We start from the raw sequence: 24,623 nt of genomic DNA on the forward strand, positions 1-24,623 counted from the left end.
GAACCGTGTCGCTCCGTCGTTTCCTGCCGGGGCTCCTCGTCCTCTGTCTCGGGGCCGTCCTGGCTCGTGGTGTCGAATCGGTCGCGGGGATCAACCACCTGCTCGTCGCCATCGCCGCGGGCGTGGTGCTTGCGAATACCGTCGGCGTTCCCGACCGTCTCGCACCCGGCATCGGGACCCACAAGCTCTGGCTGGGTGCCGGGATCGTCCTCATGGGCGCGTCGCTGACCCTCGAAACGATCCTCGAGGTCGGCGGCGTCGTCCTCGCGATCGTGATCGGCGTTCCCGCAGCGACGCTGGTCGCCGTCGAGCTTCTCTCGCGGACCGTCGCCGGCCTCTCCGACCGGCTGGGTTCGTTGCTGGCCGCCGGAAGCAGCGTCTGTGGCGTCTCCGCGATCGTCGCGGTCGCCGGTGCGATCCACGCCCGCGAGCACCAGATCGCGTACGCGGCGGCGACGATCCTGCTGTTCGACGCCGTCACTATCGTCGTCTACCCGATCGTCGGCGAACTCCTCTCGCTCTCCGATGTCGCGTTCGGAGTCTGGGCGGGTGTCAGCATGTTCTCGACTGGCCCCGTCGTCGCAGTCGGCTTCGCCTACTCCGAGGCGGCCGGCCAGTGGGCGACGATGACGAAACTCGCCCGCAACGCCCTCATCGGGCTCGTCGTCGTCGCCTACGCGAGCTACTACGCCCGGTCGGGCACCGACACGAGCGAGTTCTCACCGCGGGTTCTCTGGGACGAGTTCCCGAAGTTCGTCCTCGGCTTTCTGGGACTCGTCGCACTCTCGAGTGTGGGTGTCTTCTCATCCGGGCAGCAGGCCTCGCTGGAGAACGCCTACAGCTGGCTGTTCGTCCTCGCGTTCGTCGGTCTCGGGACCGAGATACGACTCGCCGAGCTTCGAAGTACTGGCGCGATGCCCGTGCTCGTCGTCCTGACGGCACTTGTGTTTGCAAGCGGGCTCTCGCTCGCTGCAGTGACCGCGTTCGTCTAAGAGCGACTAGTCCCATCGACGGCGCGTCGGCGTCGAGTGCAAGTATTGTCGCCAGCCACGTTGGCGTCGTCTCTCCGATTACGGACCACGAGCCCCGCTCGCGCTCGAGGTCGGGAGCGAATGGCGGTGGCACTCCGTCATCGCGGACGACACGCCGCCCGGTGACCGACGAGCCCGTTCTCCCTCGAGAGTGGGGGCCTCACGTTCGAATCGCCTCGTGCGGGCGGTTCGTGTGGGCGGAGAGTATTGCTGGTTTCGAGTTGTACGGCGAATAATTGCAGGTACAGATGCTGATACAAGGAGATAGGGACTAGGAAGGGGCACGTTATGGAAGCGAACCGTTCGCGCCGTTCGGTGCTTCGTCTCGCAGGTGTCGGCTCCGTCGTCTCGCTCGCGGGCTGTGCTGGAGCGCTCGGCGGCGGCGGAAACACCGTCCGGATCTCGGGCGGCGTCGGTCCGCTGCCGATGGTCGAAGTCTGGGCCGACAGGTACGAAGCCCAGTCCGAGGCGTCGTTCGACATCTCCGGGGGCGGCACCGGCGTCGGCGTCTCCGACGTGCTCAACGATCAGGTCGATATCGCGATGATGGGCCGAGAGCCCGAGCCAGAAGAGATCGAGCAAGGGCTGTTCGCCGTCCCGATGCTCATCGACACCGTCGTCGGAACCGTCAACGTCGACAACCCCGTTCTCGAGGACCTGCAGGAAAACGGGCTGTCCCGGGAGGAACTCGAGGCCGTCTTCACAAAGGAGATCACGAACTGGGGCGACCTGGTCGACGCCGACGTCGACGAGGAGATTACCGTCTACGGCCGCTCGGACGCCTCGGCGGCGTACAAGCAGTGGGGCGACTTCCTCGCTGGCGAAGACGACGCCTACACCGAGAACGAACTCGAGGAACTGGCCGACGCCAACCACAACGGGGACCAGCCGGTCGCCGAAGCCGTCGCCAACAACGAGCACGCCATCTCGCTGAACAACATCAACTACGTCTACCACCTCGACAGCGGGGAACTCGAGGGAGACATCCGTCCAGTCCCGCTGGACCGCGACGGCGAGGGGCTCTCCGAGGAGGAGGACTTCTACGAGACCCGCGACGAGTTCCTCGCCGCGGTCGAAGCGGGCGAGTATCCGGCCCCGCCCGCACGGGAGATGTTCCTCGCCTCGAACGGTCCCTTCGAGGACGAGGCGGCCGAGTTCGTCGAGTGGGTCCTCACGGAGGGTCAGGAGTACGTCAGGGAGAACGGCTACGTGCCACTCGAGGACGAGCGGCTCACGGAAGCCCAGGAGAACCTGGCCGAGGGGCCGTGAGCTGAATGGCGGGTTCGACGGGAACCGAATCGGCGACCGACGGCTCGGGTCGCCTCGATCGACGGCTGCTCGTCGAGCGGCTGAGCAGCTACTGGCTCGGCGGCGCGGGCTACTTCGCGATTGCCCTGTTCGCGTTGATCGTCCTGACGCTGCTGTACCAGTCGCTGCCGTTGCTCTCGGAGTACTCGGTCGTCCAGATGCTGACCACCTCGAACTGGGACCCCGCGCAAAACGAGTTCGGATTCCTGCCGGCGATCGTCGGCACAGTCTATGTCACCCTGCTCTCGATGGCGATGGGGACGCCGATCGCGATCCTCGCGGCGATCTACATCGCCGAGTACGCCGAAGGACGGACGAAGACGCTCGTCTCGTCGCTCATCGACGTGCTCGCGGCGATCCCGAGCGTCATCTTCGGGCTCGTCGCCCTGATCGTCGTCGTCCCGCTGGTCGGGGACTACGTCGCACCCGCGTTCGGCTCCGACACGACCGGCCTCGGCATCTTCACGGTGAGCCTGGTGATGGCGATCGTCGTCACCCCCTTCATGATCTCGCTGTCGGTCGAGTCGCTCGAGGCGCTGCCGGACGAACTCCGGGAGTCCTCGCTTGGCGTCGGCGCGACGAAGTGGGAGACGATCCGCTCGGTGCTGCTGCGGGCTGCCGGGCCAGGGATCTTCTCGGCGATCCTGCTGGGCTTCGGCCGCGTCTTCGGCGCGACGATCGTCCCGGCGATGCTGATAGGTGGGCAGACCCAGCTCCCAGACTCGCTCTTTGCGACCGGCCAGACGCTACCGACGCTGATCGTCAACGACTTCGGCGAACTGATGAGCCTGCCGCTGACCCAGTCGGCGCTGATCTTCGTCGGCGTGATGCTCGTGGTCGTCGTCTGGCTTTTCAACTTCGGTGCGATGCTCGTTCGTCGCCGGCTGCAACGGAGGTGGCAGTACTGATGGCGCTGGACCGGTACGCCAGACAGCGCCTGTTCGGCTGGCTCGCCCGCGGTGCGGCCGCACTCGTCGTCGCCGTGATGCTCGGCGTCGTCGCCGTCACGATCTACCGCGGCGGACGGGTCTTTCTTACCGATCCTGCCATCGCCGTGACGCCTCCTGGCTCACGGTACATGCTCGAGGGCGACGGGGGCTTCCTCCATGCGGTGCTCGGAAGCATCTTCATCGTCGGCCCGGCGACGGTCGTCTCGATGGTGCTTGCCGTCTCGACGGCGATCTACCTCCAGAGCGACTACTCGAGCGAGCGGTTCGCCGACGCGGTGAACATGTTCCTGAACGTCCTCTGGGGGACGCCACCGATCGTCTACGGCGTGTTCGTGCTGACGGTGATCATCGCCGTCGGGGCACAGACGAGCCTGTTTTTCGGGATCGTCGCCATCGCGATCTTCCAGTACCCCATCATGACACGCTACACCGACGAGGCGCTGCGGTCGGCACCGGAGACGGTCAAGGAGGCGACCTACGGCCTCGGCGCGACGCGGTTCGAGACCGCGCTGATGACCGTCCGGGCCGCCCTGCCCGGGGTCGTCGCCGGCATCGTCATGGGGTTTGCCCGTGGGATCGGTGACGCCGCGACGGTGCTTTTCACCGCCGGCCGGAGCACGAACATGCCCGGCGGCCCGTTCGAACCGGCCACGACGCTGCCCGTACTGATCTTCGATCAGGCGATGTCGTTCAACGCCGAGGTTCGCTCCCACGCCTACGCGGCGGCGTTCGTCCTCATCGTCGCCGTCCTGGCCCTGATCTTCGCATCGAAACTGCTCGCCGGACGCTACGCTCGCTTCGCACCGGGAGGACGGCATTCGTGAGCAGTCCAACACAAGCACCCACGCTACCACACCACCCACACGAGGCCGACACCATGACCGAATCGACCGACACGACGCTCATCACCGACGATCTCGCCGTAACGTACACTGGAAACCGTACCGTCGACGCCGTCGAAGGCGTCAGCCTCGAGTTTAGCGCCAACCGGTTGACGGCAATCATCGGCCCCTCCGGCTGTGGGAAGTCGACCCTGTTGAAGTCGCTCAACCGGCTCCACGAGATCCAGCCGAACGTCGAGATAACCGGCGACGTTCGGCTGAACGGGGAGTCGATCTACGACACCGACGAGCCCACACCGGAGGTCCGCAGACGGATCGGCTACGTCCCACAGAAGCCGACGCCGCTACCGCTGTCGATCTACGAGAACGTCGCCTACGGGCTCCGAATCCACGGCGATTACGGCTCCACGGAGGAACTCGACGAGCGTGTCGAGAGCTACCTGCGGAAGGTCAACCTCTGGGACGAGGTGAAAGATCGACTCGACGCCCCCGGGGCCGAACTCTCGACCGGACAGATTCAGCGGCTCTGTCTCGCGCGTTCGCTGGCCGTCGAGCCCGATGTCTTACTCTGTGACGAGGTGACCTCCGCGCTCGATCCAATATCGGCCGAAACCGTCGAAGAGACGCTTGCCGATCTGAAAGACGAGTACACGATCGTCATGGTCACTCACAGCATGGACCAGGCCCGCCGGCTCGCCGACGACGTGGTCTTTCTCTATCTCGGCGACGTCGTCGAGGCCAACGACGCCGAATCGTTCTTCACGAATCCCCAGACCGAGCGAACGAAGGCGTTCGTCGGCGGGTCCGACACTGCCGCGTCAGGGGCGACCGGCGGCAACGAACGTGACGACCACGCCGCAGCTGCCGGGACCGACGACGCGGACGGAGCGAGAACGGACCCGGTTCGGGCGGAGCGATGACCGACTTTGCGAGATTCGGGCGAGACCCCGACGAGTGATACGGATCGCCGTACCGATTTCCCGGGACAACCGCTTCGGGTCGCAGTTACACCGGCAACGACGTACAGGACACCGTCTGAGAGAGCGGAGAGACAAACAGGGTGAGAAAAACGAGGAAAGCGAGGAAAGCGAGGAAAGCGAGGAAAACAAAAACCGAAAACCGAACCGTCCCCCCGACCCAGAGGGTTTTGTCCACACGACGCGTACAGCGGTCGATGTACCGATCGAACACCTCCAGAAACCGACCGTCAGAACGGCCACCCCGACCCGTGGCGACGCTTCGTCGCCGCGTCGACGCGATAGAACGCGAGCAGTTGCTGCTTCGAAACACCGTCTCCGGACTAGCCCGCGACCGTGGTCTCTCGATCGGCTGTGAGTGCAGCAAGTGCAACCGCGCCTACACGCTCGTCGGAAAGACCCGGCTGTTCTGCCCGGCCTGTGGCTACGAGCGCGGGCTGTAACGGTTCGCCGTTACTCTTCGAGGAGTCGTTTCAGTCGATCGAGTTCCGTCAGCGCCTCGACGGGAGTCATGTGACCGAGATCGAGCGCACGGAGTTCGGCGGCGACATCGGCCGGAACGTCTCCGCCGTCGGCCGTTGTCCTCGAGGCTGTCGACCCGGCGTCGGCGGTGGGCTCTTCTACCGCGGTTCCAGTCCCCTCACCTCCGGCATGTGGGCTATCTTCGGCCTCGGCGACCAGTTCCCGAGAGCGCTCGACGACCGGTTCGGGGACCCCAGCCGCCGTCGCGACCTCGACGCCGTACGACCCCGTGGCAGCGCCGGGGGCGACCTCGTGGCGGAAAACGACCTCGCCGTCGGCCTGGTCGACCTCGAAGTGCAGCGTGAACGCGTCCGCGAGTTGCTCCGTGACCTCCGTCAACGGATGGTGGTGGGTCGCAAAGAGCGTCGTCGCGCCGACCTCGTCGTGGAGGTGTTCGGTGATCGCCTGCGCGATAGCGAGCCCGTCCGCGGTCGAGGTCCCCCGACCGACCTCGTCTAACAGGACCAGCGACCGCTCGTCGGCCTCCCGCAGGATCGTAGCGAGTTCGTCCATCTCGACCATGAACGTCGAGCGCCCGCCGGCGATATCGTCACTGGCACCGACGCGGGTAAAGATTCGATCGACTGGCGTCAGGCGAGCCGACTTCGCCGGGACGAAGCTTCCGACCTGGGAAAGCAGGACGATCTGGGCGACCTGTCGCATGTAGGTCGACTTCCCCGACATGTTGGGCCCCGTAATCACAGCGAGTCGCTGCCCGTCGGTGAACCGCGCGTCGTTTGGCACGAACGACGCCTGGGTACGCTCGACGACCGGATGGCGGCCGCCCTCGATATCGATCTCGAGGCCTCGCTCGCCCCGCTCGCGATCGCGCTCGAGCAACTCCGGCCGAGCGTAGTCGTACTGTGCGGCGACGGTCGACAGCGAAACGAGGGCGTCGACGGTCGCGAGCGCGTCGGCCAGGTCCTGGACCCGTTCGACCTCGTCGGCGACCGTCTTGCGCACGTCGCGGAACAGCTCGTACTCGAGTTCGTCGGCCCGTTCCTCGGCCCCGACGATCTCGTCTTCGCGTTCCTTGAGCTCCGGCGTGACGAACCGCTCTGAGTTTTTCAGCGTCTGCCGGCGCTGGTAGTCTTCGGGTACCGAATCGAGGTTCGGATTCGTCACCTCGATGTAGTAGCCGTGCACAGAGTTGTAGCCGACCTTCAGCGAATCGATGCCGGTGCGTTCACGCTCGCGTTCCGCCAGGTCGTCGATCCACTGTTTCCCGTCGCGGGCCGTTTCCCGCAGATCGTCGAGGTCCCCGTCGTACCCCTCGGCGATGATTCCGCCCTCCGTGATCTCGATCGGTGGGTCCTCGACGATGGCGTCGTCGATCACTTCCCGGACGTCCGCAAGGGGGTCGAGGTCCGCGTGAAGCTGCTCGAGTCGCTCGCAGTCGGCGTCCTCGAGTTGCGCCCGCACGTCCGGGACCACCGCGAGCGTGTCCCGCAGCGAGCGCAGGTCCCTGGCGTTTGCCCGCTCGCGTGAGATGCGACCGATCAGTCGTTCTAAATCGTAGACGTCCCGCAGCAACTCCTGCAGTTTCTCGCGGGCCCGAACCGATCCGTTCAGTTCCTCGACGGCGTCGAGTCGCGCCTCGATCCGGTCGGGTTCGAGCAGCGGCCGTCGGAGCCAGTCCCGGAGCTTCCGGCCGCCCAGCGCACTGGCCGTCTCGTCGAGGACGCCGACCAGCGTCGCGTCGTCCCGACTGTGGACCGCACGCGGTTCGAACAACTCGAGACTGCGGAGCGCGACGGCATCCAACAGCAGGTACTCCCGGGGGTCGTATCGTCTGAGGTGAGTCAGGTACTCGAGGCGGTCGCTTTCCCGTTCGTCGTCGGCTTCGGCCTCCGCCTCGCTCTCGCTCCCGCGGGCGTACTCGGCGTACTCGAGCAACGCACCACAGGCCCGGATTTCGGGGTCGCTCGCGAGCAGCGAGTCTGGGGCTCCGAAGTAGTCGGCGACGGTCTCGGCGGCCCGGTCACGGTCGAAGACCGCCTCGTCGAAGGGTGTCACCATGCAGTCCTCGGGGAAGAAGTCCGTGTCGTCGGGTACACTCGAGTCGGGAGTCGCGTCGCCACGACCGGCCCGTACGTCCGGACCGACGACCGCCTCTGCGGGATCGAAGCGGCTGATTTCGTCCGCAATCGCCTCTTCAGAGGACGAACTCGTCGCGAGGAAATCGCCAGTCGAGACGTCGAGCAAGGCGAGCGCGAGGTGTGCATCACGGTCCGGGAGGCCGTCGTGATCGCCCGGGCCACGGGCGACCGCCGCCACGAAGTTGTTGTCGTCGCTCGAGAGCAGTTCGTCTTCGGTGAGCGTTCCCGGCGTGATGACCCGTGTCACGGCCCGTTCGACGACGCCCGAGGACTCGCCGGGCTCTTCGACCTGATCGGCGACTGCGACCCGGTAACCGGCCTCGAGCAGGTCCTCGATGTAGGACTCGGCGTTGTCGATCGGGATGCCGGTCATCGGGTACTCGCCGGTCGAGTCTTCGCGGCTGGTCAGCGTCACCTCGAGCAGCCGCGCGGTGCGTTCGGCCGCGCCACAGAAAGTCTCGTAGAAGTCACCGACCTGGAAGAGAACGAGCGCGTCGTCGTACCGCTCACAGAGGTCGTGGTACTGACCCATCATCGGCGTCAGCTCGTCGCGTTTCTCGGCCATCGCTTCGGGAGGGCCAAGCGCCGGATCCATACCCACAGGTCGACCGCCCGACGCGGAAATAGCTTGCTGGTCGCCGTCGGTCACGTTTCCGTCTCGAAATACAGGTGAGCGTGGGCCTCGCAGCCGGGGTTGAACGCCGCGTCACACGACGGACAGCAGTAGTCGGCCTCGAGGTACTCGGGAACGGTAACCGCCGTCCGGCAGACGCCACAGAGCACCGACGGTTCGTCGAACCGCGCTCGAGGCCACGGGACGGCGTCGTGGTCGGCGGTGTCCTGGTGGCAGCGAAAGCAAGGGTAGTACGTCTCACAACACTGGAATTTGAACGCGACCACGTCGCGGTCGGTGCGGTAGTGAGTACAGCGGGTGTCGTGGTCGACGTCGACCCCGCGGACGGGTGGATCGGCGTCGGAATCACGGTTGGGATCGGCGTCGGAATCACGGTTGGGATCGGCGTCGGAATCACGGTTGGGATCGGCGTCGGGATCGGATTCGGACACAGTCCTCGCTCGAGGCGACGGCTCGCCGGACCTTCGGCGTTTGGATTCTCCTCGAGGCGTCCAGCGCTGGCAGTCCGGAAAACGAGGGGCGGACAGGACTGGCCGGGTGAAACGAGAGACCACAGACGACGAGAGCGAACGAGGCCGTCGACGGCCCCACTACTCGAACGCCGCCGTATCGCCGCGGCGGTACCGATCGAGCCGCCGATAGCCGTGGACGACGGCGTCGTCGTCGAGTTCGATCTCGTAGCGGCCGATGATGTCCTGGGTGTCGGGCACCGCTCGACGCTCGACGACCTCGACGACGGCCCGCCAGCCGTCGTCGGTCGGGGCGATCTCGCTGACGGCGTCGAACTCGCGACCGATGAGTTCACCCGCGGTCGACTGGACGGTCCGCCGCACCGCGAGGACGCCCTCGATCTCGTCGTGATCGGTATCGACATCCGCATCGACGGACTCGGGGTCGGGGTCGGTCTTCCCTTCAGCAGTCATATCGGGGCCGAGCTCCCGACTTCGGGAGTCGGTCTCGCCGTCGGCCGTTTCTTCCTGGGTCCCGTCTCGTGATTGCGCTGTCTGTTCCTCGTCGTCGACTGTCTGACTGTCGCTCACGGTTGGATCACTCTCGTCGTGCTGGTAGCAGAAGCCGTCCTCCCGGGCCGGTCGCGAGCAGCGCTCCTCGTCCTCCGTGAGCGCTCTGCACTGGTTCTGATCGGTCGCGTTCTGTCGATCGGCTTCTGCCATCGCGTGGGGAAGGGTTTCGGATCGGCTGGGGAAGTCGCTCTATGACTCGATGCTAAATCGCGTCGGCGATGTCCGCTCGCAGGTCGTCTACGGTGTCGATTCCCGCCCCGTCTTCGGCGTCCGCAGCGCCCGCGACCTTCGGCGAGAGAACGTCGGTGAACACCTCCGTCAGCAACTCGTCGTCGATGTCGCCCGACACGTCGGAGTCGTCCGCTCCGCCGTCGAAGACCGCGAGCCCCTTCGCGGCCGTGATTGCCGCCCGCGTCCCGACGACCACCCCGAGGTCGTCCCGAAGCGAGCGGGTGGCGTCGACGACGGTCGACACGGCTTCGTCCGGAAGATCGACGTGGGAAGCGACGATCTCGCGTTCCGTCTCGCCGTCGTAGTATCCGACGTGAACGCCGACGAACCGGTCGAGCAGTGCGTCCTGCTGTCGGTGGACGCCGGCGTACTCGACGTCGTTCGACGTGAGGATCGCCCGGAACTCGGGGTGGACGTCGATCGTCCGGTCCTCCCCGCGCTTGCCCGGCCGCTCGAGGACGCCTTCCTCGAAGACCGAGAGCAAGACGTTGTGGGCGGCGGGATCGCTGCGGGAGAACTCGTTGTAGACGAGCGTCGCACCTTCACGTACTGCCACGGAGAGTGGGTTGTCGACCCAGCGCTCGCGGACGATTTCGGTCTGCTTGCTGACCCCGCTCACGAACCGGTCGTCTTCCGTGTAACGCTCGCCGCCGGCGTGGTCGCCGACCAGCGCGGCCGTGTCGACGGCCTCGTCGCCGTTGAGCCAGACGACCGGACGGCCCCGTTCCGCGGCGGCCGACAACGCGAGTGAGGTCTTTCCACAGCCCGTAGGGCCGATCAGGTGAACCGGCTGATCGGCCTCGAGCCAGCCGGTGGTCCGATCCCTGACCGACGCGACGGCGTCCGTTTCGACGAACGGTTCCGGGACGACGTCCTCGGGTGGGGACAAGGGGCTGTCGCCGTTTCGCTCGCGGGCCGCTGACGCCTTCCGCGCGAGTTCTTTCTTCGCTTTTCGACCCTCCTTCTTGGAGCGGTCGCTCCTGATCTTGCGACCGCGAACCTTGCGCTTGCGCGCGGAGTCGTCACCCATCGATATTGGTTGTGTGAAGTGGTGAGTCTGCTGTGAGTGTGGCTGTTGCTTGGATCACTCGGTCGCCGACTGCGGCGAGGATTCCGGCCGCGGCTCGACCTCGAGTTCTTCGAGTTCCTCGAGATCGCCCTCCGCGGTGGCTTGCTCAATTTTTGCGATCTCCTCCGCGTAGTGCAGGAAGGTATCGACCGAAGCGACGACGACGCGAGCCTCGATCGTCAGCAGTTCGATGCCGACGACCGAGACCCGCGCCCAGATGTCGATGACGACGCCCTTATCGAGGATGCGGTCGAGCACCTCCGCGAGACTCGAGGAGTCGGGCCGGCGTTGTGGTTGTGCCATGAACATCGGACCGTTCGCGGCGGCCTCGTAACACGGCTGGCGCTGCGACTGCAAGTCAGGTCGCGACAGTCGACTGCCGCTCGGTCGAATAGTCGATAGTCGATAGTCGATACCTGTGTCGTCGCGCCCCAACAACCCTCTGAGCACGTCTCGAAGGAGATGAACCGCTCCGTTTCGATGGCGTGGCCTCCAGCCGAGGGCGACAGTAGTAGGCAACCGACGGCCAGGAAACGCAACTGCTGTTACATAATCGGCTTACGAGCGAGTCGGCGTCGGTGCGGGTTCCGGGCCGGAGTCGGTCGCGAACGCGAACAGGTAGCGGGACGACGGGAGCGACGGGATCGAACGCCGGCGAGGCTGCGTCTGCAAGCATCACGGTAACGCGGCGAGCTACCGAACGTCGCGTGACGAGCCGTTCGAGTACCGGCGACTGACCCCAGCCGTCGACGGGAGAGGACGTGACGATCCATCGATCCGTCGGCCGCCGTGCTCGAACACGACGCTTACAGCCCCATGATGCTCGAACGATTTCGACGCCAGCGACGACCGCGAGCCCGACCTCGAGCTCGAGTCCGGAACAGGAGCGTGATCCACCGATGACGAGTCACCGCTACGTCTACGGGGTCGTCGACGGGGACCCGGTCGAGTTCGAGACCGACGCGGTCGCCGGTGCCGACCGGGTGTACACGATCTCGCACCGGCGACTCGGTGCCGTCGTCTCCGATATCGACACGACCGATCCCGAGGAGACGGACGAGGACGCCCAGCGCCACGACGACATCCTGCGGGAGATTATGATCGACCGGGACCGGGCGATCGTTCCGATGCAGTTTGGCATGGCCTTCGAGAGTGATCGGACGATAAAAAACGTCCTCCGCGGAGCCAGACCGGCGTTCCGACGTGCGATGAACGACGTCGAGGGACGGATCGAACTCGGGCTGAAGGTCGTCCGCAACGAGGACGCCGAGGTCGACGACGACGCGATCGAAGAGGCCGTCGCCGAGGAACTCGAGTCCATCGCCGCCCAATCGGTCCCCAACGGCCTGTTCAGCGACCGGCTCGTGCTCAATCGGTCGTACCTGATCGAACGCGAGGACCGGGAGGCGTTCGACGAGGCGATCGCCCGGCTCGAGGAAGCCGACTCACACGACGAGGTGACCGTTCGCTACACGGGCCCGTTCGCACCGTACAGTTTCGTCGACGTCGAAATCGGCGCACAACGCTAACGATGTTCGTCCTCGACGACCTCCTGTTCCGGCCGTTCGTCGGTATCGTGGATACGCTGCACACGCTCGCGCTGGACGAGATGTACGACATCGACGCGCTGGAAGACGAACTCAAGGAAAACCAGTTGTTGTACGAGATCGGCGACCGCTCCGAGGAGGAGTACCGTGAGCGCAAAGAAGAACTCGAGGCCGAAATCGAGATCGCACAGGAGGTCCACGAGCGTCTCTCGAGCGGTCGGGTCGAAGTGAAGTCCTGACTGGTCCGATCGTGTCGCTCCCGACTTCGAACCCCCTGCCCCCACGAACTCGACTCAACACCAACCATGACCGACGACCACACGTCCGACGACGGAGACGAGCCGAGCGACGACACCGGTGCCGACGGCGACCCACAGCCCGACCACGACGGCTCGAGCGAGCCCGACACCGGCGAACGGGACGACCACTGGCTCTCGAGTCTCCTCTCCGCGCTCGAGCGCCTCGAGCGATCGGGTTCGGCGACCGGCCGAACGCGGACCGATCGAACGGTCCTCGATTACCACGTGTCCGTCGGTACGGGCACGGACCTGCTCGACGAATCCGGGTTCGACCACGAGACGGTGAAAGGACGCGACGGCGGGACGGACGGTCGGCCGTCCGGGTCTGGTCCGGGCTCGAGGTTCTGGCCGGGTGATCGTCGAGACCGGAGCCAGAATCGGAACCGAACGCCACGGTCTGGCTCGTCGTCCGGATCGTCGACTCCGTCCGAGGGCTACCGCGTGACTGCCCGACGCCAGGACGACGAGTTGCTGGTAACGGCCGACGTGGCCGGCGTCGATCCGGACGACGTCACCGTCGGTTTCGACGACTCGACGCTCGTCGTCGCGGTGTCGGGCCACGAGATCGAACGCTGCCGGGTCCCCTGGCCGGACCGGACCGCCGAGGCGACGATCAACAACGGCGTACTGACGGTACTGGTCGAGGCAACGCCGGACGACGCGGGGATCGACGACAGCCAGAACGGAACCGGACACGGACCGGGGGACGAGCATGAGTGACGCGGGCAGTGACGCGTTCGACGAGCTTCTCGCGGAAGCAGAGACCTGTCTCGAGAACGTCGACGAGTGTCTCGGGGGTCTCGAGAGCATCGACGAACTCGATCCCGAGACGGCCGAGTCGGTTCTCGGCGACGTCGAGACGCTCGCATCGGTGGCCGCCGAGACCGAGGAGTTGCTCGAGACGATCGATTTCGGCGAGCTCCCCGAGGCCGTCGATGCCGACGAACTGGTCGAGGCAGTCGAAACCGGCGAAATTCCCGCGGCGTTGACCGACGACGACGCCGGTGTCGGTGATGTCGTGAACTTCACACAGCTGTTTCGGGCGATCGACCTCCTGGACGCCTGGGACGCAACCGATCTGGGTTCTCTCTGGGAAGAGAAACGCGAACTCGAGGACGCGATCGACGATCTGGCCGCAGACGGCGAGAACGCCGGCGTAATCGAGGACGCTGCGTCGGCGGTCGCCGACGACGGACTCGATCTCGTCGGGGGCGAGGGCGAGACGTTCGAGGACGCCGATGTCATCGAGATGCTCGGCGATGTCGACGTGATGGAAGACCCCGAGGCCTACCAGGTCGCCATCCAACAGGGCGCGATGGAGGGGATCGATGCCTTCCGAACGGCGCTGCTCGAGACCCACGAGACGTTCGAACGGCTGGTCGAGTACAACCGCGAGCGGATGCGCCGGCGGGACACGAGCCCGAGTTCGCGGAACCCGACGGCGGCGTCGACGATGCCGACCGACCGCGCGGCCGTCGGCAGCGGGGTCAAACACGCGACGGTCCCACAGGACGTGCACCTCTCGACGGCTCCGAGTCGGAAGCGCATCTACGGTCAGCGGTTCGAACAGGAACGAGAGCGAGAGCGAGAACGAGAGCGGGAACGAGAACGGGAACTGGAGCGGAAGCAGGAGAAACAGAGGCAATCCGACGATGACTGAACGACAGCCGCGGTACGACGGGGACGAACCGAGACGAGGACGCGAACCCGCGGAGGCAAGAGCGCGACCGCGACCGAGAGCGAGAGCGAAGGCGAGGGCGACGACCGTCGCGACTCCGACCACAGCCACGGGGGCGACGACGAGCACACTCGCGACCACTCTCTCTACTCGAGCACGAGGTGACACCGATGGTTGACGACTTCCAGCCCAGCCGACAGAAGACGGATCTCGCGGAGGTCGTCGAGATGCTGCTGGACAAGGGGATCGTCATCAACGCCGACATCGCCGTCTCGATCGGTGACACCCAGCTGCTCGGGGTCCAGCTCCGGGCGGCGATCGCCTCGTTCGAGACCGCAGCGAAGTACGGTCTCGAGTTTCCCGAAGGGACGGACATGCGACGGGTCGCACAGGCGGTCGACGAACCGGGACTCACGGAGATGGACCGCCCGAACCCGGCGATCGACCCGACCCGTGGAGTCAACGCGACGCCGGACGAGCGGGACGCCGACGACGAGCGACGCGAGGACGGAGACCGGGCGAACGACGAAAGCGAGAGCGTTGAGACCGAAGACGACAGCCCCTTCGCTCCCCCCGATCGCGGAACCGATCGCCTCGGAGCCAGACCGAATCCGGAGCGACCGACCAGCGGTGGATTCGATCTGATCAGCGGCGGCGAGGACGGCGACGAAAGCGGCGGAGACGGTGGGTCGGCGTCAGAAGAGAGCGGGAATGAGATCGAAGCCAACCCCGACGCCGAGTCCGAAACGGAGGGAGACTGACGTGACCACGATCGACGTCGGCGACGGTGAGGACGCGCGCCAGGGGCTCGTTACCCTCGTCGTCACCGTCGTCGAAATCCTCATCGAGGCCCTCGAGCGCGAGGCCGTCCGGCGAATGGAGTCGGGCGAACTCACCGACGAGGAGATAGAGCGTCTCGGCACACAGCTCGCGCGAATCGAATCCGAGATCGACCAGCTCAAACGCGACGAGGGGATCGAGGACGGCGTCGAGGACCTCCGGGGAGATCTGGACGGATTGGTCGACGATGCGATCCAGCAACTCCGCTCGGGCGGCGAACCCACCTCGGTCCGCGAGCCGGGCTACTCCGTCTTCGGAGGTGACGGGCCGTGACTTCCGGCGATCCAGAACCGGACGTGAGCGACGCGGCCGACGTCGCCGACGAACCCGAGACAGGTCTCGAGGAACGAGCCGACCCGGCCGTAGACGACCTGCCCGAGATCGACGACGGACGCTATCTCTACTGTATCGTGCCGACCGAGGGCGACGATCCAACCCTCGAGACGACGGGCGTCGACGGCGAGCCAGTCTCGGTCGTCAGTGAGGACGGAATCGGTGCAGTCGTCCACGCCTGCGACGGCATCTACGATTCGGCGAATCTGGCACAGGTCAGGCGCTGGCTCGTCCGCCACCAGACGGTCGTCGACGACGCCGGCGAGGCCTTCGACACGCCGATCCCGTTCCAGTTCGACACGATCCTCCGTGGGGACGACGAGCGGGTCCGCAAGTGGCTCGAAACGGAACGTGGGACGCTCGAGCGGGCGCTGTCGGAACTGGCCGGCCACTGGGAGTACCGCGTCGAGGTCGTCGAAACCGAGCCGATCGACGACGGGGCGCTGATCGCACGCGACGAGCGACTGCGGGAACTCGATGCACGGATCGCGAGCTCGGAGGAAGGGACTGCGTTCCTCCTCGAGAAAAAACTCGACCAGCGGCTCGCGGAGCTACGAGCGGGCCGCCGGGAGTCACTGACGGCCGACCTTCGCGACCGGCTGGCCGGCACCGCACGAGAGGTACACGAACTCGAGCGATCGCCGACGGCCTCGTTCGACGACGCCGTCGGCGACCACGACGGCGATGGAGCGGCGAGTGAGGACGGCGTCCACAGCGGCGGCAAAGGCGATACCCTCTGTCGGCTGACGCTGCTCGCCCACGAGGACGACGAGGCTGCGATCGGGTCCATCCTCGACGACGTGGCCACGACTGACGGCCTCGAGGTTCGGTTCACGGGACCGTGGCCGCCGTACACGTTCGCGCCGGAGTTGGGCGGCAAGCGAAACGAGAACGGGCCCGAAGCCGACGGTTTCGGGTCCAAGCGAGGCGATCGTAACCGATGAGACCACGCAAGGACGACGAGGCGCTCGTCGACGTGATCGACGTGTTACTCAGGGACGGTGCCGTGCTCCGTGCGGACATGATCGTCTCGGTCGCGGAGATTCCCCTCGTCGGCATCAAGCTCACCGCGGCGATCGCGGGCATGAAAACGATGACCGAGTACGGCTTCTTCGAGGAGTGGGACGCCCGCCACCGGCGGCGTCACGAAAGTGGAAGCGAAAGCGTTGCCGTCGGGTCGAACGGCCGTGCGCCGCTGGCCGAACCCGAGACCCAGCCCGAATCGGAGGGTCACGACGGAGACGACGGACCCGACCAGGTCGTAGACGACGTGAGCGAGCGGATCGATTGGAACGACGAACAGGAGTAGCGTCAACTCGAGTGAGTACCCGACGACGGCGAAGCGAAGCCGGTCGCACCCGGACAACACCGACGAACCTGTGTCAGGCGAACTTCGGCCGCTCCGTAGTCAGTTCGACATCCCCACTGACCCGTTCCTCGTTGTGGTCCTCGTCGTAGACGTACTGGCCGGTCGAGCCACAGAGGGTACACTCGTAGGACTCCGAAATCTCGTTTATCATCTCACCGTCCTCGAAGTAGACCCGGCTCTGGGTTATCTGCAGGAACTGCGGCGTCTCGCAGTTAGAGCAGGTGATCATATCCGGTCGGTCGGTTGGACCGGTTGTAGTTATCCGGCTTGTAACACACTGCCGTCGAAGCGCAACCATCGTCTTCTTCTCGAGGACGGGTGTGTGATTATCGTGGTATCTCGTGGCACGACCGCTGTGAGAACGGCGTCCTCTCGAGCACCAGTAAACGGTGTATACCGAAAGACGGGACGGGGGTCGCCGTCACGTCCTCGTCGGCGTAAGTGACCGGCAAACCGGTCTTCAATCACGGACATCCGGACCGGTATCATTCCCTTTCGATCCGTAATCGGGAGCCGTCGTGGATCGTTCGAGCCGTTCGTCGGCGGCGAGTCCGCTATGGTCGACCCGTGTCGGCGGTGAACCGACCCGAGTCGATCCCATGGACTCTCGAGACGACCGTCTCGGATCGCAAGCGTCCCGAACCGATCCGAGAACGCGAGTTCGTTGTCGGTAGTCGGCGGTCGCCCCTGAGCCGTCATAGTTGCCGGCTATAACCTGGTTACACCGTTCCTGTCACCAGTGTGTAGTGACTACGTCGACCCAATCGAATCCATAACAAAGGGGGCCACTCGCGTAGCCCCACCTGCGGGGATGGAATGCCCCGCCGGGTACGCGCTCAGCCCGGATCGACGCGCTGACCAGCCGATTGCGTGCGTTCGTGCCCGGATCGCTCGGAAGTGGACTCGCCCCCGCTTCGAGTACGCTCATGTCTCTCACGCCGGTCGGGCTCCCGCCCCCGTCCGGATTCCTTCGGCTGTCGCTCATTTTAGCACTGAGTGTCCTGTTCGGTCAGTTCAGTGTCTTCCGACAGCGTCCCGGGGATCACTCGGTTCGGCTTCGGTTTGGCTACCTTCCCTCGCGAACCCACAGGGTTTGCCGTCAGCCGCTCGGAGTCAAGCTCGCGGTATCCGCCTCGTCTCACCAGTGAACCGCGGGTACGACAGCGAGCACGCCGTCCCCCTCTGTGACCGACCCGGACCCGGTACGAGAGATCGATCCCGAACCGGTTCGCCGAACCCTCGGTCCGTACCTTTGAGGAGGACCCCGACGAATGCAGGGTATGAACGCTGGAAACGACCCGGCACACTACCGGACGTACGGGCTGTACCTCTCGAAACAGGTTCGTGAGGAACTCGAGGGCCACCTCTACGACGAGGCCGGCGTCGTCGACCTCGAGGCGTACTTCGATCCGTCGGCGTCGACGATTCCGGCGGGCGATCCCGGAGCAGCGGTGACCCACGAACTCCTCTCCTCGGTGGTCACCGACTTCGCGACGCTGTACGATGCGGCCGATTTCGCGGCCGCCGAAGCACTCGATCACGATACCTTCGCGTTGACCCACGTCGCGGCCGAACCCGAAACCGTCGCAGCCGCTCGAGAACGGTTCGAAGCCGCGACGATCATCCAGGAAACCGATCTCCGCACGGTTCATACCGCCGTCCTCGAGGCGCGGCTCGCGTCGGAGTGAGGGCGGTTGCCTCGAGACGAGTGTGCTCTCGAGTGTGGGTCGTGTCCCATCCGTTGGGCACTGCCTGGAGAAGACGGCTACTAGCTGTACCGTTGGTCGGGATTCGGCGGGCCGCTAAACAGCGAGTAAAGGAAGACGAAGTACCCGAGAATGATCGGGACGAACACCGCCGCGACGATCGAGGCGACGTTGAGCGCCAGCGGCGAAACGACGGCATCTCGGATCGTCAGCCCGGCTGCAGGATCGACGAGCGGGTACAGGAGATGAGCGACGAACGTGACGAACGCAGCCGCGAGTCCGCCCGCAGCGGCGACGACGATGCGGTACTGGCCGTGGGACACCGAAACGGCATAGACGACGGCGAACCCTACCGTCGCGAGGACGACGACCGCCGTTACTGGCGAGAGCACGTCGGCCCGTAGCTCGGGGTAGTGCCGGAGCAAGACGACGGCCGTAACGACGAACAGCCCGACGTAACCGCCGGTCGCGAGTCGACCCCGTCGAAGGACGCGGTGACGGAGGTCGCCTTCGGTTTTGACGCCGAGGAACGCACCTCCGAGGACGATAGTCAAAGTGACGACCGTCACCCCGACGATCAGTGGACCGACCGCGAGGGCCGAGGGCTCCCCGAGTACCCAGCTCGCGACGAACGTCCCCAGTAGGAAGGGCGACGTGGCGCTACCGACGACGAAACAGGCGTCCCAGAACCGGACCCACCGCTCGTCCTCACGTTCTTCGCGGAGTTTCGAACCGAGCCCACGAAGCGAGAGTGCAAACAGGATCGCGAACACGAGCAGGTAGTGCCGCGAGAGCACGTTCGCGTAGACTGCCGGAAAACCGGCGAACAACACCGTGCCGAACAGGACGAGCCACACCTCGTTGGCCTTCCACACCGGGCCGAAGGCCGCGAGCAACGTTTCCCGCTCTCGCTGATCCGCTTCGGCGAACAGTATCCCGAGCCCGAAGTCGAACCCGTCGAGCAGGAGATACCCGCCAAGCGCGACGACGACCAGTCCGAACCACAGTTCCGGAAGGGGCGCTACCAGATACGCCGCGGCCGACAGGATATCAGTCATCGGTAGTCACCTCCGGTCGATTCGGACCGCCGTGTTCGTCGATCCCGGCCTCGTGTCGATTGGCTTCCTCGTCGACGATTCGCTTGAGGACGTAGAGGAAGACGCCGAACAACAGGAGATAACCGACCACGAACGCGACCAACGTCAGCGTCACCTCCGTTCCGGTCACCGGCGGCGATACCCCGTCTGCCGTCTTGAGCACGTCCTGGATTAGCCACGGCTGACGACCGATTTCGGCGACGTACCAGCCAGTGATCAGCGCGACGAACCCGAGCGGCGACGAGATCATCAACGCTTTCAGTAGCCGTTCGTCGTCCTCGAGTTGCCCCTTCCAGAGGCGGTACGTCCCCCACGCACCGAGCGCGACGAACCAGAGCCCGAGACCGACCATGATCCGGAACGACCAGAACACCCACGCGACCGGCGGCGACTCGTACTCGAAGTCGTTCAGCCCCGTCACTTCCGCCGAAAAATCACCCGTGGCGAGGAACGACGCCAGGTGCGGAACGCTTATCGTATAGAGGTTGTCCGCCCGCGGATCGGTAAACGACTCGAGTTCGGTCGGGATCGCAACGATGTGCAGGTCCGCGGACCCGGTCTCGTAGTGGGCTTCCATCGCCGCGAACTTCTGGGGCTGCGTTTCGGCGACGTGGCGACCGTACATGTCTCCGTGGACGGCCTGGAACGCCGCTGTCAGAAGCAAGACGACGACGGCGATCCGAAGTGCCGTCCGCCAGACGTCGCTGTCCCGGTGCTTCCAGACGAAGTACGCAGCGATCCCGGCGACGAGTACCGTCACCGACAGCACTGCCGCGTTCTGCATGTGGACGTACATCCACGGAAACCGTGGGTTGAAAAACGCGGCAAGCGGATCGGTGAGTTCGGCGACCGGAACGCTGCCCTCCATCACGATCTCGTACCCCCGCGGCGTCTGCATCCAGGAGTTGACGACCAAGATCCAGAACGCGGACAGCCACGCGCCGACGGCGACGAGCACCGCTGACAGCGCGTAAAATCGGTCCGACACGCGCTCGCGGCCGAACAGCAACACGCCCAGGAACACGGCCTCGAGGAAGAACGCCATCTGCGCTTCGAACGAGAGCGGACCACCGACGACCTCACCAGCGGTCGTCGAAAACCCGCCGAAGTTGGTGCCGAACATAAAGCCCATCGGGATGCCAGTGACCGTCCCCATGATGAATCCGACGGCAAAGACCTTGGTCCAGAACGACCTGAGTCGGGCGTAACGGTTCTTTCCCGTTCGAATCTCCTGGACGGTAACGTAGACGAGAAAGGGAGCCAGTCCGACAGATAGCGCGGCGAAAACGATGTGTATCGAAATCGTCCAGCCGAACTGGAGTCGGCTGGCCAGTTCCGGGGAGAGAAACGCGACGATCGAGGCGACCTCCGCGATCGATTCGGCAGACACGGCCGGCGGTACCCAGACGAACATCGCAATCGAGTACGAACGGCCCCACTAATTCCCACGTCGACGAATCCCGTCTTCGAAGAGTATACCCCGTTTTTTATGCCCAGACGAGTCGTTCCTACTTCTCGGAGAGCAGCCACCAGCCACGGTCGATCGCCCCTGTTCGACGACGATAGCGGCTCGATTCGTCAGATCGGTCGTTCCGCGCGCCACCGGCCGAACATGTTCTGGACCCAATCCTCCGCTCGAGGAAGCGCCAGCGAACTCGTCCGCGATCGCGAGTGTCCGTCCGGACGATAGCTCGTGACACACGTTTGTCCGACACCCAGCTAAATACGGCCTCAGGAACTCACGGCTAAAACCGGGGTCCCTCACTGGTTCTGTCTAAACTGCGTCTCCTGCCGGAACTTCGAAGCTGTAGTACCAACTGCAACGATTTGTACACTGATCGCCGATCCGTCTGGCGAGCAGGTGCGCACTGACTTGCAGTGGCTACAATAGCCACGAGGTGGATGGGAGCCCGCGACGGTCGACGAGGTCGCCGAGATGGCGCTGGAACTCCAGGGGTTGTCGAGGTCCTGATCGACTGGAACTGCGCCGGCTTGCTTGGCCCGCTTCGAGCGGGCGTAGCCACCGATCGCCACTCGCTACGGCAAGTCCTCGATCAGGGTTCGGGCCTCTTCCCGGGAGAACGCCTTGAACGTCTCGGAGCTAACGTTGCCGTCCTCGGTGACTGCGAGCACCGCCTGTGCGGCCGTCTCGTCGTCGGGGAACTCGCTGATCGTGATGGTATCGTACTGTCCCATCAGCATGTAGAACTCCCGCAACTCCCCCTCCATCTCGGCGAACTGCTCTTCGATGTGGTCGACACGTGCGGGGCTTTCCTTGATCGCCTGGGCACCTTGCTGGGTGAACTCCCACAGCGTGACGTAGGTCGGCATGGCAGGGGTATCGCCACCAGCGGGAGTAATAAATCTACTACCCGGCCCGGACCGAAATCCGAACTGAATCACCTCCCAACACATCGTTCGGGACGCTGTCTCCCGTGTCGATCCGCAGTGATTGCCCCGTCGGAACCTCGAGAACAACGTTTTGACACGCTCTCGAGTTGGGGTCGAGCCGGTCACCGTCGACGGACCGCTCGTAGATAGCCGGTCGTGATCAACTATTATCACGGACACGTTTGAACCGCTACGTAATGAGCGAGCAACGAGAGTTGCCGACGGTGCTGTTCGATCCGGAGCTAAACAGAGCGATCAGCGAGGCGCTCCCCCAGATCGTCGTCGAGGCGTTCGGAGTCGTGACCACGCTCGGCGACGGTGCGACGCTCGTCGCCGTCGCGGCCCTGCTATACTGGTTCGGAGAGGAAGCGGACCGACACGACCGAGCGATGGTGCTCGCGGTCGCCGTCGCGACGCTCTCTCTCGTCGCCGGTCTGAAAGGTATTTTCGAGGTCCCCCGGCCGCTGTACGTGGCCGAACCACCGCTCGAGTTCGCACCGGCGGAGTATCCGGGCTGGAGTACGCCCAGCGCCCACGCGATGGGTGCCGCGGCGGTCTACGGGGCACTGGCAGTCGTAATGGACGTGGGAACGCGCCGGCAACGGTACGCCGTGGCGGGCGCTCTCATCGTCACGATACCGCTCTCACGGGTCGTGATCGGCGTCCACTATCTCGGTGACGTCATCATCGGGGCGGTGCTCGGCCTCCTGCTCGTGGCGGTCGCGCTTCGGATCACGAAGCGATCGATCACCCCGATGTTCGCGCTCTCGCTTGTGATCGCGGTTGCCGCGTTCGTTCTCGGCTCCGAGGAGTTCACGACGATGGCCATCGGGGCCTCGCTGGGCGGGCTCGTCACCTGGCCCCTCCTCGAGAACCGGCAGGCCGATCCGCTGGGTGCGTCCGTTCTCCTCCTGGGACTGCTCGTTCTCCCGCTGTTGGCTGCCGTGAGACTGCTCGATCTGTTGATCGCCGTGGAGGGTGGGTTCGTGATCGCCGGAAGCGTCACCGTGAGTCTCGCTGCGATTATCGAAACGGCCGGATTCGCGCTGGCGTTCGGGGGTGCGATCGCAGTGCCGTACATCGCCTCCCAGTTCGACGACACGGAGGCCGTCCAGAAACTGCAGACGCACCTGCCGTTTCGCGGCCGTCACGTCGAACCGGCTGCGACCGGAGACGAGCCGAGTCCGGACGAGCGAACCGAGTTCTGATAGCCAGTTTGTCCGCCGCCCGACTCGAGTTCGAACTGTATCAATTGCTTTTACTTTCAAATAGCCTCGTGAGGACCTGATGTGGTGTAGTGCCAATACTGCTGTAGGGATCGGTCCTTCTCTCTTCTTGCTTGGAAACAACCGATCTGGTCGGTCGGGAGAAATTAATGAAATATGATAAACACAATATTGATAGGGTACTGTCAGTATGCGTGTGGGTTCGTAGTAAGACTCGGAACGATATGCCGAATACTGGGCGCAAGCCATGATGGGATCAATAACTAAGTAGGATATATTAGTAAGCGCCAGACCCGAATTATTCCACCATGACTTACCTTACCCCCACACCTTTCGTATCCTCATCCCCTTCATGGCAAAAGAAGTGAATGACGAGGATATTTAGCAGTGGATAATAGACTTCCGATATGGTTCCAGAGAGATATAATATTGACAGCCTACAAAACGCGCTGCAAAACCCCTCTCTTTTTGTTGAGGAATTGAATTACCTTCTCCACACCCGCACTCAAAAAAAGCTATTTATTAACGAACACGGAACCGGAGTTGATGTTATGGACAAAGACTGGGATAATTTAATCCTTTTAGACGCGTGCCGACATGATGTTTTCAAAGAAGTGAACGATATTTCCGGTGATCTTCAATCGGTTGTTTCTAAAGGGTCTACGAGCTATGAATTTATGAAAGAAAATTTTAGTGGGAAAGAATTACACGATACAGTGTATGTAACTGGAAATGGTAATACGGAAAAGATAAAAAAAACGATGTATTCTTCAACATAGTGAAAACCTATGACCGTCACGAAAAGCGATATCGGGGATGGATGCCCGATCATATCCGCGAGATGGCAATAGATGCCCACGAAGAATACCCTGATAAACGACTGGTCATCCATTTCATGCAACCACACACGCCGTATATCGGGCCAAAAGCTGACGAAGTCCGTGGCAGATTACAGGATGAGCACGGGATGCAGTTCAAAAAGATGAATATTATTCATGGAGAAGAAAGCTCTGAGGAATCCGAATTGAACTTTTCCCAGTTGCGGAACGCCGCTGAGAAGGGTTATATTGCCAACGACACACTGCATGAGCTGTACAGAGAAAACCTTGAAATTGTACTCGATGAGGTGAAGCACCTCCTTGAAGAAATCAACGGGAAATCTGTTATTTCTTCCGACCACGGAGAATTACTCGGAGATGGCGACGGATGGTTTATGCCGAAAGCATATGGTCACCCAGGGAACGTATACTCACCAGAGCTACGGTTTGTCCCCTGGTTGGAAGTCGAAAGCAACAACCGAAGGGACATCGTTTCATAGTGTCTAGGGAAGTGCTTTACCTGTAGAGACGCTGGAAGTGGTAATGGGACGGCTCGATGACATCACACTCGAGGAACTCTACGAGCTAAAGGACCAGATCGACGAAGGGAAGCCACGAGAACGCGTTCTCGCGG

The 24,623-nt window shown here is 64.0% G+C and carries 27 protein-coding genes; 18 read left to right on the forward strand and 9 right to left on the reverse strand.

From position 1 onward, the window contains the following. The first annotated feature begins 5 nt into the window (after positions 1-5). The 6 genes from C446_RS05790 (at position 6) to C446_RS05815 (ending at position 5,551) form a co-directional block, all read left to right on the forward strand. Positions 6-992 carry a YeiH family protein gene (locus C446_RS05790; protein ID WP_049920061.1) on the forward strand — a complete coding sequence of 329 codons (987 nt, stop codon included), beginning with the start codon at positions 6-8 and terminating at the stop codon, positions 990-992. A gap of 327 nt (positions 993-1,319) precedes the next feature. Next, complete coding sequence (locus tag C446_RS05795; RefSeq protein ID WP_006672146.1) at positions 1,320-2,300, forward strand: PstS family phosphate ABC transporter substrate-binding protein; 981 nt, start codon at positions 1,320-1,322, stop codon at positions 2,298-2,300. Between the two features lie 5 nt (positions 2,301-2,305). Continuing rightward, positions 2,306-3,247, forward strand: coding sequence for a phosphate ABC transporter permease subunit PstC (gene pstC, locus C446_RS05800; RefSeq protein ID WP_006672147.1), 942 nt, complete (start codon positions 2,306-2,308; stop codon positions 3,245-3,247). Positions 3,248-3,252: 5 nt separating this feature from the next. After that, positions 3,253-4,113 carry a PstA family ABC transporter permease gene (locus tag C446_RS05805; RefSeq protein WP_049920062.1) on the forward strand — a complete coding sequence of 287 codons (861 nt, stop codon included), beginning with the start codon at positions 3,253-3,255 and terminating at the stop codon, positions 4,111-4,113. A 53-nt stretch (positions 4,114-4,166) separates the two neighbouring features. After that, on the forward strand, positions 4,167-5,051 hold the full coding sequence (locus C446_RS05810) for a phosphate ABC transporter ATP-binding protein (RefSeq protein ID WP_006672149.1): 885 nt from the start codon (positions 4,167-4,169) through the stop codon (positions 5,049-5,051). A 254-nt stretch (positions 5,052-5,305) separates the two neighbouring features. Next, positions 5,306-5,551: a hypothetical protein gene (locus C446_RS05815; protein WP_049920047.1), complete on the forward strand. Its 246-nt coding sequence runs from the start codon at positions 5,306-5,308 to the stop codon at positions 5,549-5,551. Positions 5,552-5,561: 10 nt separating this feature from the next. Here the strand turns inward: C446_RS05815 and mutS are convergent, their stop codons facing one another. The 5 genes from mutS to gvpA form a co-directional block, all read right to left on the reverse strand. Further along, positions 5,562-8,324, reverse strand: coding sequence for a DNA mismatch repair protein MutS (gene mutS, locus C446_RS05820; protein ID WP_006672151.1), 2,763 nt, complete (start codon positions 8,322-8,324; stop codon positions 5,562-5,564). A 50-nt stretch (positions 8,325-8,374) separates the two neighbouring features. Beyond that, a complete protein-coding gene (locus C446_RS05825) occupies positions 8,375-8,794 on the reverse strand; it encodes a CHY zinc finger protein (protein WP_006672152.1) in 420 nt (139 codons plus the stop codon). A 159-nt stretch (positions 8,795-8,953) separates the two neighbouring features. Beyond that, complete coding sequence (gvpO, locus tag C446_RS20230; RefSeq protein WP_006672153.1) at positions 8,954-9,535, reverse strand: gas vesicle protein GvpO, halophile-type; 582 nt, start codon at positions 9,533-9,535, stop codon at positions 8,954-8,956. 52 nt (positions 9,536-9,587) lie between these two features. Next, positions 9,588-10,646, reverse strand: coding sequence for a gas vesicle protein GvpN (gvpN, locus tag C446_RS05835; RefSeq protein WP_006672154.1), 1,059 nt, complete (start codon positions 10,644-10,646; stop codon positions 9,588-9,590). Between the two features lie 54 nt (positions 10,647-10,700). Next, positions 10,701-10,988 carry a gas vesicle protein GvpA gene (gene gvpA / locus C446_RS05840; RefSeq protein WP_049920063.1) on the reverse strand — a complete coding sequence of 96 codons (288 nt, stop codon included), beginning with the start codon at positions 10,986-10,988 and terminating at the stop codon, positions 10,701-10,703. Positions 10,989-11,584: 596 nt separating this feature from the next. On the opposite strand from gvpA, the gene C446_RS05845 reads away from it, so the two are divergent. The 8 genes from C446_RS05845 to gvpM all read left to right on the forward strand — a co-directional run bounded on the left by C446_RS05845 (position 11,585) and on the right by gvpM (position 16,691). After that, entirely contained in the window at positions 11,585-12,214 is a 630-nt protein-coding gene (locus C446_RS05845; protein ID WP_049920064.1) for a GvpL/GvpF family gas vesicle protein, read from the forward strand. 2 nt (positions 12,215-12,216) lie between these two features. Further along, positions 12,217-12,471, forward strand: a complete 255-nt coding sequence (gvpF, locus tag C446_RS05850) for a gas vesicle protein GvpF (protein ID WP_006672157.1) — start codon at positions 12,217-12,219, stop codon at positions 12,469-12,471. A gap of 66 nt (positions 12,472-12,537) precedes the next feature. After that, entirely contained in the window at positions 12,538-13,251 is a 714-nt protein-coding gene (locus C446_RS05855) for an Hsp20/alpha crystallin family protein (RefSeq protein WP_006672158.1), read from the forward strand. After that, positions 13,244-14,191, forward strand: coding sequence for a hypothetical protein (locus C446_RS05860; protein ID WP_006672159.1), 948 nt, complete (start codon positions 13,244-13,246; stop codon positions 14,189-14,191). The genes C446_RS05855 and C446_RS05860 overlap by 8 nt, the downstream gene beginning before the upstream one ends. Before the next feature lie 188 nt (positions 14,192-14,379). Continuing rightward, positions 14,380-14,970: a gas vesicle protein GvpJ gene (gene gvpJ, locus C446_RS05865; protein WP_006672160.1), complete on the forward strand. Its 591-nt coding sequence runs from the start codon at positions 14,380-14,382 to the stop codon at positions 14,968-14,970. A gap of 1 nt (position 14,971) precedes the next feature. Further along, on the forward strand, positions 14,972-15,322 hold the full coding sequence (locus C446_RS05870; protein WP_006672161.1) for a gas vesicle protein K: 351 nt from the start codon (positions 14,972-14,974) through the stop codon (positions 15,320-15,322). Next, on the forward strand, positions 15,319-16,326 hold the full coding sequence (gvpL, locus tag C446_RS05875; RefSeq protein ID WP_006672162.1) for a gas vesicle protein GvpL: 1,008 nt from the start codon (positions 15,319-15,321) through the stop codon (positions 16,324-16,326). Before C446_RS05870 ends, gvpL begins: the two co-directional genes overlap by 4 nt. Beyond that, entirely contained in the window at positions 16,323-16,691 is a 369-nt protein-coding gene (gvpM, locus tag C446_RS19865; RefSeq protein ID WP_006672163.1) for a gas vesicle protein GvpM, read from the forward strand. The genes gvpL and gvpM overlap by 4 nt, the downstream gene beginning before the upstream one ends. 73 nt (positions 16,692-16,764) lie before the next feature. Here gvpM and C446_RS05885 read toward each other — a convergent pair whose 3' ends face one another. Then, entirely contained in the window at positions 16,765-16,980 is a 216-nt protein-coding gene (locus C446_RS05885) for a hypothetical protein (RefSeq protein WP_006672164.1), read from the reverse strand. Between the two features lie 1,051 nt (positions 16,981-18,031). Between C446_RS05885 and C446_RS05895 the strand changes: the two genes are divergently transcribed. After that, positions 18,032-18,439 carry a hypothetical protein gene (locus C446_RS05895; protein WP_006672165.1) on the forward strand — a complete coding sequence of 136 codons (408 nt, stop codon included), beginning with the start codon at positions 18,032-18,034 and terminating at the stop codon, positions 18,437-18,439. 80 nt (positions 18,440-18,519) lie between these two features. On the opposite strand, the gene C446_RS05900 is transcribed toward C446_RS05895, so the two are convergent. The 3 genes from C446_RS05900 to C446_RS05910 all read right to left on the reverse strand — a co-directional run bounded on the left by C446_RS05900 (position 18,520) and on the right by C446_RS05910 (position 21,885). Then, positions 18,520-19,515: a cytochrome d ubiquinol oxidase subunit II gene (locus tag C446_RS05900; protein WP_006672166.1), complete on the reverse strand. Its 996-nt coding sequence runs from the start codon at positions 19,513-19,515 to the stop codon at positions 18,520-18,522. Beyond that, complete coding sequence (locus tag C446_RS05905) at positions 19,508-20,968, reverse strand: cytochrome ubiquinol oxidase subunit I (RefSeq protein WP_006672167.1); 1,461 nt, start codon at positions 20,966-20,968, stop codon at positions 19,508-19,510. The genes C446_RS05900 and C446_RS05905 overlap by 8 nt, the downstream gene beginning before the upstream one ends. Positions 20,969-21,591: 623 nt before the next feature. Next, positions 21,592-21,885, reverse strand: a complete 294-nt coding sequence (locus C446_RS05910; RefSeq protein WP_006672168.1) for a GYD domain-containing protein — start codon at positions 21,883-21,885, stop codon at positions 21,592-21,594. 257 nt (positions 21,886-22,142) lie between these two features. On the opposite strand from C446_RS05910, the gene C446_RS05915 reads away from it, so the two are divergent. The 3 genes from C446_RS05915 to C446_RS05920 all read left to right on the forward strand — a co-directional run bounded on the left by C446_RS05915 (position 22,143) and on the right by C446_RS05920 (position 24,489). Further along, entirely contained in the window at positions 22,143-23,153 is a 1,011-nt protein-coding gene (locus C446_RS05915) for a phosphatase PAP2 family protein (RefSeq protein WP_006672169.1), read from the forward strand. 425 nt (positions 23,154-23,578) lie between these two features. Beyond that, a complete protein-coding gene (locus tag C446_RS18570; RefSeq protein WP_152419375.1) occupies positions 23,579-23,950 on the forward strand; it encodes a hypothetical protein in 372 nt (123 codons plus the stop codon). Next, complete coding sequence (locus C446_RS05920) at positions 23,950-24,489, forward strand: alkaline phosphatase family protein (protein WP_204365907.1); 540 nt, start codon at positions 23,950-23,952, stop codon at positions 24,487-24,489. The genes C446_RS18570 and C446_RS05920 overlap by 1 nt, the downstream gene beginning before the upstream one ends. The last annotated feature ends 134 nt before the right edge of the window (positions 24,490-24,623 follow it).

The sequence above is a fragment of the Halobiforma nitratireducens JCM 10879 genome, from assembly GCF_000337895.1.
Classification (GTDB): domain Archaea; phylum Halobacteriota; class Halobacteria; order Halobacteriales; family Natrialbaceae; genus Natronobacterium; species Natronobacterium nitratireducens.

Coding starts and splice junctions, on each gene's coding strand:
- C446_RS05905 (WP_006672167.1), bottom strand. CDS start 20,968: ATGTTCGTCTGGGTACCGCCGGCCGTGTCTGCCGAATCGATCGCGGAG.
- C446_RS05900 (WP_006672166.1), bottom strand. CDS start 19,515: ATGACTGATATCCTGTCGGCCGCGGCGTATCTGGTAGCGCCCCTTCCG.
- C446_RS18570 (WP_152419375.1), top strand. CDS start 23,579: ATGGTTCCAGAGAGATATAATATTGACAGCCTACAAAACGCGCTGCAA.
- gvpA (WP_049920063.1), bottom strand. CDS start 10,988: ATGGCACAACCACAACGCCGGCCCGACTCCTCGAGTCTCGCGGAGGTG.
- gvpJ (WP_006672160.1), top strand. CDS start 14,380: ATGGTTGACGACTTCCAGCCCAGCCGACAGAAGACGGATCTCGCGGAG.
- gvpM (WP_006672163.1), top strand. CDS start 16,323: ATGAGACCACGCAAGGACGACGAGGCGCTCGTCGACGTGATCGACGTG.
- gvpN (WP_006672154.1), bottom strand. CDS start 10,646: ATGGGTGACGACTCCGCGCGCAAGCGCAAGGTTCGCGGTCGCAAGATC.
- mutS (WP_006672151.1), bottom strand. CDS start 8,324: ATGGATCCGGCGCTTGGCCCTCCCGAAGCGATGGCCGAGAAACGCGAC.
- C446_RS05815 (WP_049920047.1), top strand. CDS start 5,306: ATGTACCGATCGAACACCTCCAGAAACCGACCGTCAGAACGGCCACCC.
- gvpO (WP_006672153.1), bottom strand. CDS start 9,535: ATGGCAGAAGCCGATCGACAGAACGCGACCGATCAGAACCAGTGCAGA.
- C446_RS05910 (WP_006672168.1), bottom strand. CDS start 21,885: ATGCCGACCTACGTCACGCTGTGGGAGTTCACCCAGCAAGGTGCCCAG.
- C446_RS05795 (WP_006672146.1), top strand. CDS start 1,320: ATGGAAGCGAACCGTTCGCGCCGTTCGGTGCTTCGTCTCGCAGGTGTC.
- C446_RS05810 (WP_006672149.1), top strand. CDS start 4,167: ATGACCGAATCGACCGACACGACGCTCATCACCGACGATCTCGCCGTA.
- pstC (WP_006672147.1), top strand. CDS start 2,306: ATGGCGGGTTCGACGGGAACCGAATCGGCGACCGACGGCTCGGGTCGC.
- C446_RS05855 (WP_006672158.1), top strand. CDS start 12,538: ATGACCGACGACCACACGTCCGACGACGGAGACGAGCCGAGCGACGAC.
- C446_RS05845 (WP_049920064.1), top strand. CDS start 11,585: ATGACGAGTCACCGCTACGTCTACGGGGTCGTCGACGGGGACCCGGTC.
- C446_RS05915 (WP_006672169.1), top strand. CDS start 22,143: ATGAGCGAGCAACGAGAGTTGCCGACGGTGCTGTTCGATCCGGAGCTA.
- C446_RS05895 (WP_006672165.1), top strand. CDS start 18,032: ATGAACGCTGGAAACGACCCGGCACACTACCGGACGTACGGGCTGTAC.
- C446_RS05860 (WP_006672159.1), top strand. CDS start 13,244: ATGAGTGACGCGGGCAGTGACGCGTTCGACGAGCTTCTCGCGGAAGCA.
- C446_RS05885 (WP_006672164.1), bottom strand. CDS start 16,980: ATGATCACCTGCTCTAACTGCGAGACGCCGCAGTTCCTGCAGATAACC.
- gvpF (WP_006672157.1), top strand. CDS start 12,217: ATGTTCGTCCTCGACGACCTCCTGTTCCGGCCGTTCGTCGGTATCGTG.